The sequence below is a fragment of the Mesorhizobium sp. LNHC232B00 genome (assembly GCF_000502435.1).
Classification (GTDB): domain Bacteria; phylum Pseudomonadota; class Alphaproteobacteria; order Rhizobiales; family Rhizobiaceae; genus Mesorhizobium; species Mesorhizobium opportunistum.
The window spans coordinates 487,681-506,584 of sequence record NZ_AYWP01000003.1; the positions used below are offsets into that span (position 1 = coordinate 487,681).

Sequence of the window (18,904 nt, forward strand, 5' to 3'; positions counted from 1 at the left end):
AAGCCGGCAGCGAAGGCAAGGACATTGGACGAGACAGGGAAGTGCAGCGAACGCATCGAGCCGCGTCGCGGCTTGCATGCATCGCATCAGGTCCGGCAAAATGGTGGTCGAGGAGAGCTGTCGTCGAAACATCCCGGGGGAGAACGAATGCTGACAGGAACTTGCCACTGTGGCGCAACTCACTGGACCCTGGAAGGCGATCCCGGGCCGATCACGGCCTGCAACTGCACGCTTTGCCGTCGCTACGGCGTGCTTTGGGCCTATGACTATGTCGACGAACGTATCCGCGTATCGGGACCGGCGGGCAGCTATACGCGCGCCGGAAAGAACACGCCATCGCTCGAAATCCTGTTCTGCCCGACCTGCGCCTGCGTGCTGGCCTGGCGCGGATTGCGCGACGATGCCCCCCGGGCGAACACGCATCGCGGTCAATGTGCGGCTGGCGCCTCCCGAGGCCGTCGCCGACTTGCCGATCGACCATTTCGACGGCTTCGACACTTTTGAGGATCTGCCGCGAGACGGCCGCTGCGCACGCGATATGTGGTTCTAGAATATGGTGCGGGGCACTTGCCGGTCGACGGCTGGAGACAGCCCGTCACCCCGCCCACCTGAGGCCTGTTCACGTGGATGCTCAGCCGGGGGCGCAGCTCCGGGGTCCGGCACAACCACCAATTGCGGCACCTGCTTGTAGGAAAAGCCGCCCCTGATGTCGCCCATCTTGCCGGCGACAATGCCCACCGCCGCCTTTTCGAGGTTGCGGTCATAGCTGGTCTCGGCCGCCGCGGGTGCCGCGATGACGGCCAGAAACGCCGCGCCACACAAAAGCGTCTTCATTCCCATTGTCTCCCTGCCTGGCTCCGACCTAGCAGGGCGCCGTTGAAAAACGGCCAAGAGATACGGTAAGCAAAACGCCAAACGACAGTGTTAACAATGGGTTATGAAATCAGGCCGGCAAACTGATTCAAGCGCTTGAGGTTTTGATTCAGGCGCGCTGGGCGTGGGCCGTATGGCCGAGCGCAGTGAACACGGTGCGCACGATGCCGTCGGCGTCGAGACCGGCGTCGGCATACATCTTTTCCGGCTTGGCGTGGTCGGTGAATATGTCGGGCAACACCAACGGGCGCACTTTGAGGCCGCTTTCCAGCAGTCCTTCATGGGCGAGGAACTGCAGCACGTGGCTGGCGAAGCCGCCCACTGCTCCCTCCTCCACCGTCACCAGAACCTCGTGCGAGCGGGCGAGCCGCCGGATCAGATCCTGGTCGAGCGGCTTGGCGAAACGGGCATCGGCAACGGTGGTGGAAAGCCCCGCCGCCCCGAGTTCCTCGGCGGCGATCAGGCAATCCTGCAAACGCGTGCCGAAGGACAGCAGGGCGACCTTGGTGCCTTCCCTGATAATGCGGCCCTTGCCAAGTTCGAGAACCGAGCCACGCTCCGGCATGTCGACGCCGACGCCGTTGCCGCGCGGATAGCGGAAGGCGATCGGGCCGTCATCATAGCTCGCCGCGGTGCGCACCATGTGGCGCAGCTCCGCCTCGTCGGCAGCCGCCATCACGACAAAGCCCGGCAGGCTTGCCAGGAAGGTGGTGTCGAACGCACCGCAATGGGTGGCGCCGTCGGCGCCGACGAAGCCGGCGCGGTCGATCGGGAAGCGCACCGGCAGTTTCTGGATGGCGACGTCGTGGACGACCTGGTCGTAGGCGCGCTGCAGGAAGGTCGAATAGATCGCCACGAACGGCTTGTAGCCTTCGGTCGCGAGACCAGCGGCAAAGGTGACCGCGTGCTGCTCTGCAATGCCGACATCGAAGGTCCTGGCCGGGAACACCTCGCCGAACTGGTCGAGGCCGGTGCCGCTCGGCATGGCGGCGGTGACGGCGACGATGCGCTCATCCTCGCGAGCCTCCTGGATCAGGCTTTCGGCGAACACTTTGGTATAGGCCGGCGCGTTGGCCGGCGCCTTGGCCTGAGTGCCGGTAATGACATCGAACTTGTTGACGCCATGATATTTGTCGGCTGCGGCTTCGGCCGGCGCATAGCCCTTGCCCTTCTGGGTGACGACATGGATCAGCACCGGGCCTTCGCCATTGTCGCGGACGTTCTTCAGGACCGGGATCAGATGCTCTAGATTGTGACCGTCGATCGGGCCGATATGGTAGAACCCGAGTTCCTCGAACAATGTGCCGCCGGTGACGTAGCCGCGTGCATGCTCGACCGCCCTTGTGATCGCGCGATCGGCGCGCTTGCCAAGGTAGGAGGTCAGCTTCTTGCCGAAGTCGCGCAGGCCGGCATAGGCCTTGCCGGAGGCAAGCCGCGCCAGATACGCGCTCATCGCGCCCGTCGGCGGGGCGATCGACATGTCGTTGTCGTTGAGGATGACGATGAGACGGGCATCGAGCGCGCCGGCATTGTTCATCGCCTCGTAGGCCATGCCGGCCGACATGGCGCCATCGCCGATGACGGCGATGACGTTGTTGCGGCCACCGGAGAGGTCGCGCGCGGCGGCCATGCCGAGGCCAGCCGATATCGATGTCGAGGAATGGGCGGCGCCAAAGGGATCGTATTCGCTCTCGGCGCGGCGGGTGAAGCCGGACAGACCGCCTTCCTGGCGCAGCGTGCGGATGCGGTCGCGGCGGCCGGTCAGGATCTTGTGCGGATAGGCCTGGTGGCCGACATCCCAGATCAGCCGGTCATCCGGCGTGTCGAAGACATAATGCAGCGCCACCGTCAGTTCGACCACGCCGAGGCCGGCACCCAGGTGACCGCCGGTGCGAGACACGGCATCGATCAGTTCGAGGCGAAGTTCGGACGCCAGTTGCGGCAGCTCGCTTTCGGCAAGCGCGCGCAGATCCGCCGGAATACGGACCTTGTCGAGAAGCGGCGTATGCGGCGTTGCGTTCACGGGTGCTCGGGCTTTCTGTTCAACGGCGGGATAGGCCGCCGGCCGGCGAAAGTAAATGCTTGTCAGTGACGCGGATCGATCAGGTTCCCTCGCCGACCTTCTTCAGCTTTCGGGCAGCGGAATAAACTCTTCCTCATCTCCTGGAACGATATCGAAGCGGCCCGTCTTCCACTCCTGCTTGGCCTGTTCGATGCGCTCCTTGGACGACGAGACGAAATTCCACCAGATATACCGCTTCGAACCGAGCGAAGCGCCGCCGAACAGCATGAAATGCGCACCGGTTTGCGACGATACGATGATGTCGTCACCGGGCCGGAACACCAGCAGTCGTTCGGCCGGGAAGACATCGCCCGAAATCGCGACCTCGCCTTCCAGCGTATAGATGGCGCGTTCTTCCGCATCGGCCGGGATTTTCACGCTGGCGCCCGGCGCTAGCCTGAGATCGGCGTAGAGCGTCTCGGAGTCGGTACGCACCGGGGAGCGCAGACCCTGGAAATCGCCGATGACGACACGACCGCTGACGCCTTCGGCGTCGATGTCGGGAAGCCGCAGGACAGCGGTGTTCTCGAACACCGGCGCCACCTCTTCCTTGTCGTCCGGCAGCGCCAGCCATGTCTGCAGGCCGGAGATCGACATCGGCGCGCCGCGCAGTTCTTCCGGCGTGCGCTCGGAGTGCACGATGCCGCGGCCGGCGGTCATCAGGTTCACGTCGCCGGGCTGGATCACCATTTCGGTGCCGAGGGAATCACGATGGCGGATCTTGCCGTCGAACAGATAGGTCACCGTCGACAGGCCGATATGCGGATGCGGGCGGACATCGAGCGCCTGGCCGGCGCGCAGGATGGCCGGGCCCATCCGATCGAAGAAGATGAACGGACCGACCAGCCGTCTCTTGGCGGTCGGCAAGGCGCGGCGGACTTCAAAGCCGCCAATGTCCTTGGCATTCGGGATGACCATCAGCTCGATCTGGTCGCTTGCGAAGGCGTCGCCGGCTTCGGGATCCTCCCCGGGGAAGAAGCTCATGAACTCTCCTTGTCAGCGGCCAAGGACCGCCCTGGCCACATCAGGCAAAGCGGATTGCCGCCTTTGCCCGCAGTTTGGCCGCAACCTCTTCGCGATTGCGCGGATGCTGGTTGGTTTCAAGCGAATCGAGAAGCTCGCGCGCCGATGCCGCGATGACTTCGACCGCATGGTCGAACGCGTGCTGGTTCTGCTTCGAGGGCCGCGTCGTTCCGCTCAGCTTGCGGACGAACTGAAGTGCAGCGTCGCGGACTTCGTCGTTGGTTGCCGGCGGATCAAAATTGAACAGGGTCTTGATGTTTCTGCACATCGCTTCCGTATCTCCTCTTGTCCTGGAGCCATTTCAATCGAGACGAACTCTATACTCAATCACGATCGTGTCCAAAAACCGGTGAGACGGCTGCGCGCCTCAGTCCGGGTCGAGCGGCTCCGTCCCGACCGGCTTGCCGTCGCGCGACAGCCTGATCTTCTCGACCTTGTCCTCGGCAGCCTTCAGCAGCCGGTCGCAATGCACCTTCAATGCCTCGCCGCGCTCATAGATCTTGATCGACTGGTCGAGCGGCACGTCGCCACGTTCCAGATCATCGACGATCTTCTCCAGCGCGTCGAGTGCCTGTTCGAAGCTCATCGCCTTGACGTCTTCGTTGGTCTCACCAGCCATCATTCATCCTTTCATCAGTCGCCCGACATGGGCGGCGACCGAAAATGCCAATCCCTGCAGATCGTAGCCGCCCTCGAGCAGGCTGACGAGCCGGTTGCTGCTGTGGCGCGCGGCACGCTGCATCAGCTGGCCGGTCGCCCAGTCGAAATCGTCTTCGGTCAGGTTGATCTCGGCCAACGGGTCGCGGTGGTGCGCATCGAAGCCTGCGGAAATGATGATCAAATCCGGCGCGAAATTGTCGAGCGCCGGCAGCACGCGCGATAGGAAGGCATCGCGAAACACCTCGCTGCCGGTCTGCGGCGCCAGCGGCGCGTTGACGATGTTGCCGGCGCCGGTCTCGTCCTTCGCGCCAGTGCCGGGATAGAGCGGCATCTGATGCGTCGAGCAGTAGAGCACCGAGGGATCATCCCAGAAAATGTCCTGCGTGCCGTTGCCATGATGCACGTCCCAATCGACGACCGCGACGCGCTCGACGCCATGCTTCTTCTGCGCATAACGCGCGGCGATGGCCGCCGTGTTGAAGAGGCAGAAGCCCATGGCCGTGGTTTTTTCGGCATGGTGTCCGGGGGGCCGCGCTGCGACGAACACATTGTCGGCGCGGCCCTCAAAGACATCGTCGACGGCGGCATTGGCGGCGCCGATCGCCGCGATCGCCGCTTGCCAGCTCTTCGGGCTGGCGGTGGTGTCGGCATCGATGCGGGCGATGCCTTGGTCAGGGATGGCGGCGCGCACGCGGGCGACGAAATCGGCGGGATGCGCATAGAGGATGGTGGCCTCGTCACCTTCCGGCGCCGTGACACGATCGAGCGCGGCAAAGGCCTCGTCGTCGAGCACGCGCTCGATGGCGCGCAAACGGTCCGGCCGCTCGGGGTGGCCAGGCGGCGTGATGTGTTCGAGGAAGATCGGATGCGTGTAGAGACGAGTGGCCATGCTCCCTATCTAGTGCCCCGGCGCCGCGATGGCCATGCATCGCGGCTCGATCGCTGGGGAAAATCACGCCTGCGTCCATTGGCGTCGCTGCGGGGATTGGCGCCCCGGGCGGTTCGGCGTAAGGTCGCCGGCACTGCCTGGTGCCCGCCGCAAGCGGGAGAATCGGGAACACGGTTGAATTCCGTGGCGTGCCCAACGCTGTGAGGGGAACCGCGCCGGTAAATGCCACTGTCGATGACGGGAAGGCACCGCACGCGGGTTGATCCCAAGCCAGAAGACCGGCCTGGCAGACATCGTCATCCGCATGGTCAGGCGGCTGGCATCGATAGCAATCGCAAGGGGACAAGCGATGCCGGAACACATGACCGCTCCTGGTAGCGACGGATTTGACCAGATGGCACGCGACGCGGTCTACCGCGCCATGTTCACGCGGCGTGACGTGCGCAGCCATTTCCTGCCCGACGCGCTCGACGACGAGGTGCTGGCGCGGCTGCTGCTTGCGGCCCACCACGCTCCGTCGGTCGGCTTCATGCAGCCGTGGAACTTCATCGTCATCCGCGATGCCGCACGGCGCGCGGAGGTGCGCGACCTGTTCCTCGCTGCGCGCGAGCAGGAATTGCCGGCCATCGAACAGGAAAGGCAGGCGCTCTACCGCAAGCTCAAGCTGGAAGGCATCTGCGAGAGCGCGCTCAACATCTGCATCACCTGCGACCGGCAACGCTCGCAGGGTTCGCCGCTGGGACGCTGGCACAATCCGGAGATGGACCTCTACAGCACGGTCTGCGCGGTGCAGAATTTCTGGCTGGCCGCGCGCGCCGAGGGCGTCGGCGTCGGCTGGGTCAGCATCATCGAGGCCGGGGCGCTGAAAAGCCTGCTGTCCATTCCCGATCACGTGACGCCGGTCGCCTATCTCTGCGTCGGCCGGGTCTCCGAATTCGCGCCCAAACCGGACCTCGAAACGCATGGCTGGGGCCGACGCCTGCCGCTGCCCGAATTGATCATGAGCGAGACTTTTTGCGGTCAGGGCGAGGTGCGGCTCAAATCGGCGGTGGCACGCCTCAACGCCGTCGATGCCGCGCCGGCAAGCCTGGCCAATCAGCGTGTCGCGCCCGCCGTGTCCCAGCGCGAGCCGCCGAAGGAGGCCAGCGCCTTGTCCTTGAGTTCCCTGAACTTCGACGAGGCCTCGGCGAGCCGGGCGTCCCAGGCGGGATCGGGCACCTGGCCGGCGATGGTCTTGAAATAGACCTGCATCAGGCAGGCGATGGCGAAAGGCTCGATGAAAGCCGCCTTGAACGCCCAGGCAAAGACGATGGCGAGCACGAAGGCCCAACCAGCCAGTTGCCCCGGCATGATGAAGAGAATTGCGGCGGCAGGAGCCAGCATCAACAGGAAGATGACGAAGGACATGCCCCACATGATCACCGCCAGCCAGACGGCGTTCTTGACCATGGTCTTGCCGTTCTGGGCATAGAGCACCACGCCCTGGCGCGCGGTCTCGAAGGGCGAGGACGAATTGATGCGGATATTGTAGCCGAGGATGATCTCGTCGACATAGGTCAGCGACAGGCGGATCACCGTGTTGATGAAGGAGACAAGACCGCTCAAGCCCGGAATCGGCAGGAAGGCGGCGATGCCGCCGAGCAGGCCGGTGACAGCTCGAATGGCGCCCTTGACCAGTTGGTCGACGACGAAAAGGATGTTGGCCTCGGCGAAACGCTCGGTCACGACTTGCCTGGCATAGGCGATCTGGTCCTGGCCGCCGGGGACGTCCTGGCCGTCGATCAGATGGACCATGACGGCGATATGGCCGGCCTTTACGACGTAGAGGATGTATTCGCGGATCCAGTAGACGGCGATCGAGACGACGCCGAAGCCGACCACGCCGCCCCATAGGGCAAAGGACATTGGCCCGTCGGGATCGGTGGAGATATGGCCGACGCCATAGCCGACCGAGGCACCGGTTCCGGTCGCCATGATGTAGGCCAGCGTGATGCCGAAATAGACGATCATGCGAAAGACAATGAAGGGCCAGGTCCGCATCATGATGGACACCGACCTGCCGATATCGAAATCCCACATGCCCCGAATCCCCCTCAGAGATGGCTGGGGAGGATGCGCTCAACCCGAAGATTGTCAATCGTGGGTGGGTGGGCCGGACCGCAGACGGGATTTCAGACCGGCTGCGAACCCGGCTTCCTGAGCAGGCCTTCGAGCAGTTGCTTGAACGCCGCCACCACCTTCCTCGATGTCGCTTCGGGATCGTTCGAATTGGCGATCCGCTGCGCCGCCTGGCTGCTGGCGCCGTTGATAAGCCGTGCGGCAGTCTCGGGGTCGACGCTCGGGACGACCACTCCCTCCCCCTGCAGCGCGGTAAGATGATCGGTCATTGAGCCGACGCAGGCATTGGCATTCGACCATTGTGCCGGATCACCCAGCACGGCCGGACCGTCGCGGAACATGATACGCTGGATCTCCGGCTCCAGCGCCATTTCGATATAGGTCGTGCACTCGTCGACGAAGTGTTGCCAGCGGTTCGGCGCTCTCGATGCGACCTCATTCACCCGTGCCGCCATCTCGGCGTCGATTTCGGCGATAACCGCCTCCAGCAGTCCCTTCTTGTCGCCGAAGTGGTGATAGAGGGCGCCGCGCGTCAGCCCGGCCGACGCGGTGAAATCATCCATGGAGGCCTCGGCGTAACCAATGGTGCCGAAAGCCTGGCGGGCCGCGGCGATCAGCTTGGCGCGCGTTTGCGCGATCATCTCCTTGCGTGGTTTGTGCATTCCGTCTGGCCCTATTCACATACGTCTCGTATGCCAATTGACATACGCGGCGTATGGTCTACCTAACACTCATACGCTTCGTATGTAATTGTCGAATTGTCCTTTGTCGAGGAACAGGATCATGCAGAATCCCTATTCGGAAATCTTTCGCGCCCCTGGCGCCAAGGGCTTTGCAACTGCCGGCTTCATGGCGCGCCTGCCGATTGCCATGGCTCCGATCGGCATCGTGGCAATGCTGTCGCAGACACGCGGCGAGTACTGGCTGGCGGGCGCCGTCTCGGCGACATTCGCGCTGGCCAACGCTTTCCTGGCGCCGCAAATATCAAGGCTGGTGGACCGTCTTGGCCAGACCCCAATTGTCGTGCCCACCACCATCATCTCCGTGCTCGCTTTCATCATACTGATTGCGTCCGCCAATCAGGACTGGCCGATATGGACGCTGTTCGTGTCGGCGTTGCTGGCGGCAGCCATGCCCAGCATGCCGGCAATGGTACGGGCGCGCTGGACCGAGATTTTCCGGGGCCGGCCTCAGATGAACACCGCGTTCGCCTTCGAATCGGCGGCGGACGAACTGGTCTATATCGCCGGAGCATCGCTGTCGGTGGGTCTCAGTGCCGGCCTGTTCCCGGAGGCGGGCATGCTGGCGAGCACCTTGTTCCTCGCCGTCGGATCGATGGCCTTCATCCTGCAGCGCTCGACCGAGCCGAAAGTGCGACCGGTAGCCAATGGCTCCAGCGGTTCGGCGATCCGCCTGCGGCCGGTGCAGATCATCACCTTCGCCCTGATCTTCATCGGCGCGACGTTCGCCACGACAGAAGTGAGCACCGTGGCGATCACAAAGGAACTCGGCCAGCCGGGTGCCGCGAGCCTGGTCATCGGCGTCTATGCGCTGGGATCGTTCGCGCTGGGCATCGTCGTCGGCGCGTTCAACCTCAAGGCGCCGCTGCAACGCCAACTTGCCATTGCGGTCGCCCTGGTCGCGCTCGGCACGCTGCTGCCGCTCACCGCCGACAGCGTGCCGCTGCTGGCGCTGACCGTCTTCATCAGCGGCGTCGCGATCTCGCCGACCTTCATCACCGCCTTCGGCCTGATCGAACGGCATGTGCCGGAAGCGATGCTGACCGAGGGGATCACCTGGGTGATGACAGGCATCGGCATCGGCATGGCGCTGGGGTCGTTCGCCGCCGGCGCGGTGGTGGATGCGTTCGGCGCCCAGAACGGGTTCTGGGTTTCGGTGGCATCAGGCGCCATTGCACTGGTCACGGTGCTGCTCGGCCAGCGCAGCTTGGCCACCCACAATTGCGAACTGGATGGATGCGAAGCGGCGGTCGTTCCTGCTGAATGATCCACGAAGCGCCCGGTTTGAACGGACCGGGCGCTATCATCACCGGCAGTTCAGATGATTTCGGTCTTGGCGATATGGATGCCAAAACCTTCGAGGCCGACATAGTGGCGCTCGCGCGAAGCGATCAAATTGATCGAGGAAATGCCGAGATCCTTGAGGATCTGTGCGCCAAGGCCAATTTCGCGCCATTCATTCTCGCGGCGGCGGGCCTCCTCATGGTCCTCGCGCTCGCCGCTCGCCGGGCGCTTGCGCTCCTGGTGCGCGACACCGACAGAGCCCTCACGCAGATAGACGATCACGCCGCGCTTGCGCTCGCCCATCGTCTTCATGATGGCGTCCAGCCGGTGGCTGGTGCCGAAGACGTCGGTCACCACATCCTCGGAATGCAGCCGCACCGGCACCTCTTCCCCATCGCGAATGTCGCCGAAGACCACGGCGACATGATGCATGGAATCCCAGGGCAGTGTGTAGGTGAAGACCTGCGCCTTGCCGCCGAGTGTGTCGATCTCCGAGCAGGCCACGCGTTCGACCAGCGTTTCCTTGCGTTGCCGATATGCGATGAGATCGGCGACCGACACCTGCTTGAGACCATGCTCCTCGGCAAAGGCCGCGACCTGCGGGCCGCGCTTGACGGTGCCGTCGTCATTGACCAGTTCCGAGATCACACCGATCGGCGGCAGGCCGGCGAGTTTGCAAAGATCGACAGCGGCTTCGGTATGGCCGGAGCGCATCAGCACGCCGCCTTCGCGCGCGATGAGCGGAAAGATATGGCCGGGGCGGACGAAATCGGAAGCGCCGACATTGCCGTTAGCAAGGTTGCGCACGGTCAGCGTGCGGTCGTCGGCCGAAATGCCTGTCGTGGTGCCGTGCTTGAAATCGACGCTGACGGTGAAGGCGGTGGTATGGGCCGAATCATTGTCGGCGACCATCGGCTGCAGGTTGAGCCGCTTGGCTTCCTCGCGCGGCATCGGCGTGCAGACGATGCCGGAGGTGTTGCGCACGATGAAGGCCATCTTCTCCGGCGTGCAATGAACGGCGGCGACGATCAGGTCGCCCTCGTTCTCGCGCCCGTCATCGTCCATGACGACGACGATCTCGCCGCGTTCGAAGGCACGCAGGGCTTCGACGATCTTCTTCTGGTCGTAAGGCATGGAGTGCTCGCTTCGCTCGCGGGAATAGGGAGTAGGCAATAGGGCAGTAGGGGAAAGAAAAAAAGGCCTACTGCCTATTCCCTACTGCCTACTCCCTGCCCCGTCTGTCCCCGATGGCGCAGATAATGGTCGGCGATNTCGCCGATCGGCACGGCGCGGATGCCGACGCAGGGGTCGTGGCGGCCCTTGGTCATCACCTCGACATCGTTGCCGTCCTTGTCGATCGACTTTCGCGGCGTCAGGATCGACGAAGTCGGCTTGACGGCGAAGCGGGCAATGATCGCCTGGCCCGTCGAGATGCCGCCAAGGATACCGCCGGCATTGTTGGACAGGAACACCGGCTTGCCGTCATTGCCCATGCGCATCTCGTCGGCATTCTTTTCGCCGGTGATGCGGGCGGCCTCGAAGCCGTTGCCGATCTCGACGCCCTTGACGGCGTTGATCGACATCAGGCCCGACGCGATGTCCTGGTCGAGCTTGGCATAGATCGGCGCCCCGAGCCCTGGCGGAACGCCGTCCGCAACGATCTCGATCACCGCGCCGACCGAGGAACCGGCCTTGCGGATGCCGTCGAGATACTGAGTGAAGACGGGAACGGAAGCCGGATCGGGCGTGAAGAACGGATTTTCCGCGTCGCCGATGAAGTTCCAGTTCCAGTTGGCGCGATCAATGGACTTTTCACCCATCGACACCAGCGCGCCGCGCACCACCATGCCGGGCACCACCTTGCGGGCGAGCGCACCGGCCGCCACGCGCGCGGCCGTCTCGCGGGCCGAGGAGCGGCCGCCGCCACGGTAATCGCGTATGCCGTATTTGACGTCATAAGTGTAGTCGGCATGACCCGGCCGGTACTGGCGGGCGATTTCGCCATAGTCCTTCGAACGCTGGTCGACATTTTCGATCAACATCGAGACCGGCGTGCCGGTGGTGATCATGGTCTGGCCGTCCTCGTCGAGGACGAAGCCCGACAGCACCTTCACCTCGTCGGGTTCGCGGCGCTGGGTGACGAAGCGCGACTGGCCCGGCCGGCGCTTGTCGAGTTCGGCCTGGATCTCCAGCCGGGTGAAGCGGATGCCGGGCGGACAGCCGTCCACCACACAGCCTAGTGCGGCGCCATGGCTTTCACCCCAGGTGGTGACACGGAAAAGATGGCCGAACGTGTTGTGAGACATGGAAAAGTGCCCTGATCGGCAGCCGAGCCGGTTGAAGCCTGCGTTCTATTGGCGTTTTCCACAGGGGTCAAACTGTGATCCGGCGGATTTAGTTTTGACACATTCGGTTGGTTTCTGCTCTGCTCCATTCGCCGTTGAGGATCCGCCGCCACCGTGCCGGCGCAATGACCAAAGAGGACGATGATGCGTACCCTGATTGGCGCTGTTGCCGCCACGCTGCTGCTTTCCACCGCCGCTTTCGCCGGCCAGACCGAAGGCCTGATCAAGAAGATCGACAAGGATGCGCTGACGCTGACGCTGGACGACGGCAAATCCTACAAGCTGAACGCCGAGACCGATCTCGACGCGCTGAAGCCGGGCATGGACATCGTCATCGCCTACGACGTGACCAATGGCGAAAACGTCGTAACCGATATGCAGCTGCCGGACAGCGACACGAACTAAGCGCGTCGCGTTTGAACGGGTTCAGGTGACCTAAAGCCACTCCAGGCTCTTGCCTTCGAGCTTGAGCACGCGATCCTGCGGTATCTCCAGGTTCGCTGCCTCGTCCTCCGCCATATCAAGCACGAAACGGAACAAGGTGCGCATGACGCCGCCATGCGTCACGCAGACAGTTTGCCGGTTCAGCGCATCGAACCAGGGTTTGACCCGCTCGAGCAGCATCCGGTAACTCTCGGCGCCTTCGCCCGGCGGCTGAAAGTTCCATTTGTCCAAAGCGCGCGTCCTGCTCGCGCCGGGATATCGGGTCTCGAGTTCGGCGAAGGTGGATCCTTGCCAATCGCCGAAATTGACTTCGACGAGGCGGGGATCGGTCCGATAGGCATCCGGATCGAGTTGCATCGCGGCGCGGATACGCTCCATCGTTTCGCGCGTCCGCTTCATCGGACTGGCGACGAAATCGAAATTCTCCGAATCATGGACAAGTTCGGCCAGCCGACGGCCGTTTCCGGTCGCCTGTTCGCGGCCAAGGGCATTGAGGTCGGTGTCGGCCTGCCCTTGCAGCCGGAACTCGGCGTTCCACGCGGTCTGGCCGTGGCGCACGATATAAACCAGCGGGTACATCAGGTCTTCCGGTGGTCGGGCCTGGGCCTGGGCGGAGGGGATTAGTCCTTGACCGTCGAAATATCAGGCGCGTCGACCGCCTTCATGCCGACAACGTGATAGCCGGAATCGACGTGGTGCACTTCGCCGGTGACGCCACGCGACAGGTCTGACAGGAAATAGACGCCGGAATCGCCGACCTCTTCCTGCGTGACCGTCTGCTTCAGCGGCGAATTGTATTCGTTCCACTTCAGGATGTAGCGGAAGTCGCCGATGCCGGAAGCGGCCAGCGTCTTGATCGGGCCGGCGGAGATCGCGTTGACGCGGATCTTCTTGGAGCCGAGATCGACCGCCAGGTAGCGCACGCTGGCTTCGAGCGCGGCCTTGGCTACGCCCATGACGTTGTAGTGCGGCATCACCTTCTCGGCGCCGTAATAGGTCAGCGTCAGCAGCGATCCACCATCGGTCATCAGCGCCTCGGCGCGCTTGGCGATGGTGGTGAAGGAATAGACCGAAATGTCCATGGTGCGCAGGAAATTGTCGCGCGTCGTCTCGACATAGCGCCCGGTCAGCTCGTCCTTGTCGGAAAAAGCGATGGCATGGACGAGGAAATCGAGCTTGCCCCCCCAATGCTTGGCGACATTGGCGAAAACCTCGTCGAGGCTCGCCGGATCGGTGACGTCGCAATGGCCGGCGACAAAAGCGCCCAGTTCCGTGGCCAAAGGCTCGACACGCTTCTTGAAGGCCTCGCCCTGATAGGTCAGCGCGATTTCCGCGCCGTGATCGACGCACGCCTTGGCGATGCCATAGGCGATCGACCTGTTGTTCGCGACGCCGAGAATAAGGCCGCGTTTGCCGGCCATCAGGCCCTGTCCACCCGCCATGTGCGTGCTCTCCGCAAGATCTTCTGCTTTGTGGAGTGCCTATCGCACAGGCACAAAGCCCCTTCAAGCGTTCAAACCGGACAGTTCGGGGGACAAAAGCCGTCGATCAGCCTTTTTGGCCGCGCAGCAGCGCTTCGAGCGCGCTGTCGCCGCTCTCCGGCAGCATGATACGCACATGGACATAGAGATCGCCATGGCCGCCGGCCTTTTCCGGCAGGCCCCTGCCCTTGAGGCGCAGAACCTTGTCCGAGCTCGACCAGGCAGGAACGTTGACCGCGAGCCTGCCGGTCGGCGTCTCGACCGGCACCTTGGCGCCCAGTGCCGCGTCCGCCAGCGACACCGGCAGGTCGGCGTGCAGGTCGCGGCCCTCGATACGGTAACGCGGATGCCGGCGGATGTGGATCTTGACCAGCGCGTCACCGGGCTGACCCGGTCCCTGCTCGCCCTGCCCCTTCAGCCGGATGGTCTGGCCGTCCTCGACATAGGCCGGCAGCTTGACCGCCACCTTGCGGCCATCCGGGAACATCGCCGTCACTTTTTCGGCATTCGCGGCTTCCTCGATGGTGATGTCGAGCGTCACGTTCAGATCGGCAGCGGTCGCGGGCTGGCGGCGGTCGCCCATGCCGGGACCGCGCGCGCCCGAAAAGGCGTCGCCGAAAATCTGGCTGAAAATATCGCTGTTGCCGTCGAACGGATCGCCGCCCGGACGACCCGAGCGGAATTCGAATCGCGAACCACCCGCCCCTTGCTGTCGACGAAATCCGCCGAAGGGATCGCCACCGGCGGCGCCCTCGAAACCTTGGAAACGTGGCTTGCCGTCGGCGTCAATCTCGCCGCGATCGAAGGCGGCACGGTTTTTCTCGTCGCCGACGATCTCATAGGCTTGGTTGGCCGCGGCAAAACGATCCTTCGCCTTGGGATCATTCGGATTCTGGTCCGGATGATGTTTCTTGGCGAGCTTCCGGTATGCCGATTTTATGTCCTTGGCCGATGCGTTCTTTGCAACGCCCAGCACCTCATACGGGTCGCGCATGCGTCCTGCCCTGGAAATGAGTTGAGTCCATACTTGCCTCCTATATGCGCTCGCATAGGAAGAAATTCCAGTGCCGGACCGTCATATCAAGGGCGGAAATCGAGGGCGGAAGTTAGAGTGGCTTGAAGCCCTGCATGCGCCAGCCACCGGCGCTGGCGAGGCACAGCTCACCCTCGAACATTGCAACGCCATCAAAGCTTTCGCGCGACGCCTTGAAGCGGCGGCAGGTCTGGCCGCTGTCCTTCAATTCAGCGAGCTCGGTGATGGAGCCGCGCGACCCGGTCCCGGCATTCGCCCATGGCACGGCCTGCCCGCCGAGCTGCTCGATGTCGGCGGAAGATACCGCATTGCCGATCGTCGTCTGGTCGGAGTTTCGATCCGAATCGGCCGGCGCCGCGGAAGCAGACGTGCTGCTGGTCAGGATCGAACGGTCGACCTCCGCCTTTTCCAGGCTGAAGCCACCCGCTCCACAGGCAGCCAGTGGCAGGCTGACGACCACGATCGCGGCTTTCGCGCTGGCCGAAGCGATAACGCTCCATTGCCTGCTGTCAAAAGCTTGCGCGATACGCGACAATCGGCAACCTCCCCCTGATCCGTGGCAATTTGAGAAAAACTATGAGTGACACTGAGTTAACAAGCGGTGACTTTACCGAGGCCGGCGAGCCGTTTCGCCTCTTTGCCGCATGGCTGGATGACGCCACGAAGAGCGAAATCAACGATGCCAACGGCGTGGCGCTGGCGACCGTCGATGCCGAAGGCATGCCGGATGTGCGGATGGTGCTGCTGAAGGGGTTCGATGAGGGCGGCTTTGTGTTCTACACGAATTTCGAGAGCGCCAAGGGCCAGGAGATTCTGGGCAGCATGAAGGCGGCGATGTGCTTTCACTGGAAATCGCTGCGCCGCCAGGTACGCATTCGCGGTCCGGTGGAGATCGTGAGCGATGCCGAAGCCGACGCCTATTATGCGACGCGGCCGCGCGGCAGCCGCATCGGCGCCTGGGCCTCGAAACAGTCGCGGCCGCTCGAAAGCCGGTTCGCGCTGGAGAAAGCTGTCGCCGAATACACGGCCCGTTACGCAATCGGCGAGATTCCGCGACCCAAACACTGGTCGGGGTTCCGCATCGTGCCGAATACGATCGAGTTCTGGCACGACCGGCCGTTCCGGCTGCATGATCGTGTGGTCTTTTCCCGCAACGCCATGGGCGGTTGGGACAAGACCCGGCTTTATCCCTGAACGCGGTAAGTCGGCGCTTCACCCCAGCCGGCCCCGCGGGCCTACCTCCCCATCGAGGGGAGGTAGAAGGTCGAGCTATTTCTTCCTGGTCATGAACGCCGTCAGCGCGGCGCGCGCCTCGTCCGACTTCAGCCGCTCGCGGAAGTGCTCGCTTTCCTCGCCGATGCGAGCAATGAGGTCTTCGCGCGAGCCGCGCATCAGGTCGCGCGCGATCTTCAGCGCCTGCGGCGGCTTGGCGGCGATCTGGCCCGCCGCCGCCAGCACCGAGGCCTCCAGCGCTCCTTCCTCGACCATTTCGTAGATCAGGCCGGTGGCTTTGGCGCGCTCGGCCGAAAAGCCCTCGCCAAGGGCAAGCAACGCGAAAGCGGCCTGCTGCCCCAGCACGCGCGGCGCCAAGAGGCTCGATCCCGCCTCCGGCACCAGGCCGAGGTCGACGAAGGGCGTCCGGAACACGGTGCGCGGGGTTGCGAAGGTCAGGTCGCAATGCAGGTTGAGCGTGGTGCCGATGCCGACGGCGATGCCGTCGACGCCGGAGACCATGGGTTTTTCGACCCTGGCCAGCGCCATCAGGAAATCCCAGACTTCAGTGCCGCCGTCGCCGCCGGTGGCCACCACCATGAAATCGGCAAGGTCGTTGCCGGAGGAGAAGGCGCCGGGCACCCCCAGGAACACATGGACGCGGATGGCCGGATCGGCATCGCCTTCGGCCAATGTTTGCGACATCTTGGCATACATGGCGCGCGTCAGTGCGTTCTTCTTGTCCGGGCGGTTCATGCGGATGATCTGGATGGCGCCCTGGCGCTCGACGAGGATGTGGTCTGTCACGGTTCTTCCTTGTTAGGCCCTGTGAACGTCAGGCAGAAATCAGCGCTTTGCCGGCTATGGCGAGACTTTCGGCACCGTCGATAACGCGCTCTTTCAGCGTGCGCGCCTCGCCAAGCAGATTTTCGGCGAAGAAGCGGCAAAGCGCGATGCGCCCGTGATCGGCCAGAGCGCCCCGCGCCAGACAGGCGCCGCCGGCTGCCAACGAGATCAGCCGCAGATAAGGTGTGGCACCCGCCAGCGCCTCTTCCGACCGGCCCTCCGCCGACATTTTTTGCAGGAAGCGGGTCGCTTGCGTCAGGTCGTCGAGTGCCGCGTCGAGAGCATCGGCGGTGCGACCGAACCCCTGCAGGTTGGAGGTGCGCACGGCACTGGCGACCGCGGCCAGTTCGCCGATGAAGCCATGGACATGCTCGCCGCCACCGAGCGGCAGCTTACGGGTGACCAGATCGATCGCTTGGATGCCGTTGGTGCCCTCATAAATCGGCGCGATGCGGGCATCGCGATAAAGGGGAGCCGCGCCGGTCTCCTCGATGAAACCCATGCCGCCGTGGACCTGGAGGCCAAGCGAGGCCACTTCCACCCCGACATCGGTCGAAAACGCCTTGGCCAGCGGTGTCAAAAGATTGGCGCGGTCGCGCCAATGCGCCGCCTCGTCGCCGGACGATACACGCGCCATGTCGATGGCGTGCGCGCAGGAATAGCTGATGGCGCGAGCGATCTGCGTCAGCGCCTTCATGGTCAGGAGATTGCGCTGCACATCGGGATGATGAACGATCGGCGCCATGCCGGTGCCGGCATAATCCGCCGCCTTGCCCTGGCGGCGCTCATTGGCATAGGCGATCGCCTTCTGGGTCGCGGCTTCGGCGACCGCCACGCCCTGCATCCCGACGCAAAGCCGCGCATTGTTCATCATGGTGAACATGCAGGCGAGGCCCTTGTTCTCCTCACCGACCAGCCAGCCGATGGCGCCCGGCTTGGCGCCCTGGAAACCGTCGCCATAGATCATGGTGCAGGTCGGCGAGGCATGGATNATGGATGCCGAGCTTGTGTTCGAGGCCGGAACAGAAGACGTCGTTGCGCGCGCCGAGCGAGCCGTCGTCGCCGACCAGGAATTTCGGCACCAGGAACAGCGAGATGCCGCGCGTTCCGGCAGGCGCATCCGGCAGGCGGGCCAGCACCAGATGAACGATGTTGTCGGTGAAATCGTGCTCACCATAGGTGATGAAGATCTTCTGGCCGAAGATGCGGTATGTGCCGTCACCGGCCGGCTCGGCGCGGGCGCGCAAGGCGGCGAGGTCCGAGCCGGCCTGCGGCTCGGTCAGGTTCATCGTACCCGTCCATTCGCCGGAGACGAGTTTTTCCAGATATTTCGCCTTGAGGTCTTCGGAGGCGTGCTTGTCGAGCGCTTCGACCGCGCCCATGGTCAGCGTCGGGCCGATGCCGAAAGCCATGGCGGCGGAGTTCCACATTTCGAGCGCGGCGACGCCGAGCATGGTCGGTAGGGCCTGGCCGCCATACGCTTCCGGACCGGAAAGCGCATTCCAGCCGCCATCGATCCAGCGGCGATAAAGTTCCTTCCAGCCGGGCGGGGTGGTGACGGCGGCATCCTTGAGCACGGCACCGTGTTGGTCACCGATCTTGTAAAGCGGAGCGACTTCCTCGGTGGCGAAACGGCCTGCCTCGCCGAGAACGGCGTCGACCAGATCCTCGCCGAGATCGCCGAACGAGCCGGCTTCGAGAGCGGATTTCATGCCGGCCACGTGCTTCAGCGTGAACGCGATATCCTCGACGGGTGCCCGATACATGCCGCTTTCCTCCTCACCTTCCGCCAACGGACCCTATGGCTCGCGAAGCCGCAAAACCATCCGCCTTTGGGCGATCTTCCGCTTTCCTTTTTACGTAAACGTCAAATTTTGTCACGCGGATTTTGCAA

General features: G+C 63.7%; 18 protein-coding genes, 3 pseudogenes and 1 riboswitch. Of the genes and pseudogenes, 5 read left to right on the top strand and 16 right to left on the bottom strand.

The genetic code is table 11. From position 1 onward, the window contains the following. The first annotated feature begins 147 nt into the window (after positions 1–147). Positions 148–550 (top strand): annotated as a pseudogene (locus tag X743_RS01000000168705) (GFA family protein). On the opposite strand, the gene X743_RS162000 reads toward X743_RS01000000168705, so the two are convergent. The 6 genes from X743_RS162000 to X743_RS161975 form a co-directional block, all read right to left on the bottom strand. Then, positions 547–834, bottom strand: coding sequence for a hypothetical protein (locus X743_RS162000; RefSeq protein WP_023764501.1), 288 nt, complete (start codon positions 832–834; stop codon positions 547–549). The pseudogene X743_RS01000000168705 and the gene X743_RS162000 sit on opposite strands and share 4 nt — an antisense overlap. 148 nt (positions 835–982) lie before the next feature. Then, on the bottom strand, positions 983–2,896 hold the full coding sequence (gene dxs / locus X743_RS161995) for a 1-deoxy-D-xylulose-5-phosphate synthase (protein WP_023764502.1): 1,914 nt from the start codon (positions 2,894–2,896) through the stop codon (positions 983–985). Positions 2,897–2,998: 102 nt separating this feature from the next. Then, positions 2,999–3,919: a pirin family protein gene (locus X743_RS161990; RefSeq protein WP_023764503.1), complete on the bottom strand. Its 921-nt coding sequence runs from the start codon at positions 3,917–3,919 to the stop codon at positions 2,999–3,001. Between the two features lie 40 nt (positions 3,920–3,959). Beyond that, a complete protein-coding gene (locus X743_RS161985; protein ID WP_023764504.1) occupies positions 3,960–4,226 on the bottom strand; it encodes a DUF2277 domain-containing protein in 267 nt (88 codons plus the stop codon). A gap of 99 nt (positions 4,227–4,325) precedes the next feature. Further along, complete coding sequence (locus X743_RS161980) at positions 4,326–4,577, bottom strand: exodeoxyribonuclease VII small subunit (RefSeq protein WP_023764505.1); 252 nt, start codon at positions 4,575–4,577, stop codon at positions 4,326–4,328. Between the two features lie 3 nt (positions 4,578–4,580). Continuing rightward, entirely contained in the window at positions 4,581–5,507 is a 927-nt protein-coding gene (locus tag X743_RS161975; protein WP_023764506.1) for a histone deacetylase family protein, read from the bottom strand. 121 nt (positions 5,508–5,628) lie between these two features. Further along, positions 5,629–5,809: riboswitch (cobalamin riboswitch) on the top strand. 92 nt (positions 5,810–5,901) lie between these two features. Between X743_RS161975 and bluB the strand changes: the two are divergent. Next, a pseudogene (bluB, locus tag X743_RS1000000173240) lies at positions 5,902–6,486 on the top strand (5,6-dimethylbenzimidazole synthase); the annotation flags it as partial. Between the two features lie 116 nt (positions 6,487–6,602). On the opposite strand, the gene X743_RS1000000171945 reads toward bluB, so the two are convergent. Continuing rightward, complete coding sequence (locus X743_RS1000000171945; protein ID WP_023764508.1) at positions 6,603–7,586, bottom strand: hypothetical protein; 984 nt, start codon at positions 7,584–7,586, stop codon at positions 6,603–6,605. Between the two features lie 92 nt (positions 7,587–7,678). Next, positions 7,679–8,287, bottom strand: coding sequence for a TetR/AcrR family transcriptional regulator (locus X743_RS161965; protein ID WP_023764509.1), 609 nt, complete (start codon positions 8,285–8,287; stop codon positions 7,679–7,681). A gap of 121 nt (positions 8,288–8,408) precedes the next feature. Here X743_RS161965 and X743_RS161960 point away from each other — a divergent pair, with 121 nt between their 5' ends. After that, positions 8,409–9,632, top strand: coding sequence for an MFS transporter (locus X743_RS161960; protein ID WP_023764510.1), 1,224 nt, complete (start codon positions 8,409–8,411; stop codon positions 9,630–9,632). 50 nt (positions 9,633–9,682) lie between these two features. Here the strand turns inward: X743_RS161960 and ribB are convergent, their stop codons facing one another. Together ribB and aroC are read right to left on the bottom strand one after the other, a co-directional pair. Further along, positions 9,683–10,783: a 3,4-dihydroxy-2-butanone-4-phosphate synthase gene (ribB, locus tag X743_RS161955; RefSeq protein WP_023764511.1), complete on the bottom strand. Its 1,101-nt coding sequence runs from the start codon at positions 10,781–10,783 to the stop codon at positions 9,683–9,685. Positions 10,784–10,857: 74 nt separating this feature from the next. After that, on the bottom strand, positions 10,858–11,955 hold the full coding sequence (gene aroC / locus X743_RS161950) for a chorismate synthase (protein ID WP_023764512.1): 1,098 nt from the start codon (positions 11,953–11,955) through the stop codon (positions 10,858–10,860). A 183-nt stretch (positions 11,956–12,138) separates the two neighbouring features. On the opposite strand from aroC, the gene X743_RS161945 reads away from it, so the two are divergent. Beyond that, positions 12,139–12,399 carry a DUF1344 domain-containing protein gene (locus X743_RS161945; RefSeq protein WP_013896681.1) on the top strand — a complete coding sequence of 87 codons (261 nt, stop codon included), beginning with the start codon at positions 12,139–12,141 and terminating at the stop codon, positions 12,397–12,399. Between the two features lie 30 nt (positions 12,400–12,429). On the opposite strand, the gene X743_RS161940 is transcribed toward X743_RS161945, so the two are convergent. From X743_RS161940 to X743_RS161925, 4 genes are all read right to left on the bottom strand, one after another. Then, positions 12,430–13,017 carry a histidine phosphatase family protein gene (locus X743_RS161940; RefSeq protein WP_023764513.1) on the bottom strand — a complete coding sequence of 196 codons (588 nt, stop codon included), beginning with the start codon at positions 13,015–13,017 and terminating at the stop codon, positions 12,430–12,432. Between the two features lie 41 nt (positions 13,018–13,058). Beyond that, positions 13,059–13,880: an enoyl-ACP reductase FabI gene (gene fabI, locus X743_RS161935; protein ID WP_013896683.1), complete on the bottom strand. Its 822-nt coding sequence runs from the start codon at positions 13,878–13,880 to the stop codon at positions 13,059–13,061. 106 nt (positions 13,881–13,986) lie between these two features. Then, entirely contained in the window at positions 13,987–14,913 is a 927-nt protein-coding gene (locus X743_RS161930) for a J domain-containing protein (protein WP_023764514.1), read from the bottom strand. Between the two features lie 112 nt (positions 14,914–15,025). Next, positions 15,026–15,487 (bottom strand): RT0821/Lpp0805 family surface protein, encoded by a 462-nt coding sequence (locus X743_RS161925; RefSeq protein WP_023764515.1) that lies wholly within the window; start codon positions 15,485–15,487, stop codon positions 15,026–15,028. A gap of 41 nt (positions 15,488–15,528) precedes the next feature. Between X743_RS161925 and pdxH the strand changes: the two genes are divergently transcribed. Further along, positions 15,529–16,146, top strand: coding sequence for a pyridoxamine 5'-phosphate oxidase (pdxH, locus tag X743_RS161920; RefSeq protein ID WP_023764516.1), 618 nt, complete (start codon positions 15,529–15,531; stop codon positions 16,144–16,146). 75 nt (positions 16,147–16,221) lie between these two features. On the opposite strand, the gene X743_RS161915 is transcribed toward pdxH, so the two are convergent. Further along, a complete protein-coding gene (locus tag X743_RS161915; RefSeq protein ID WP_023764517.1) occupies positions 16,222–16,971 on the bottom strand; it encodes a crotonase/enoyl-CoA hydratase family protein in 750 nt (249 codons plus the stop codon). 28 nt (positions 16,972–16,999) lie between these two features. Then, positions 17,000–18,776: pseudogene (locus tag X743_RS01000000168710) on the bottom strand (acyl-CoA dehydrogenase). Between the last annotated feature and the right edge of the window lie 128 nt (positions 18,777–18,904).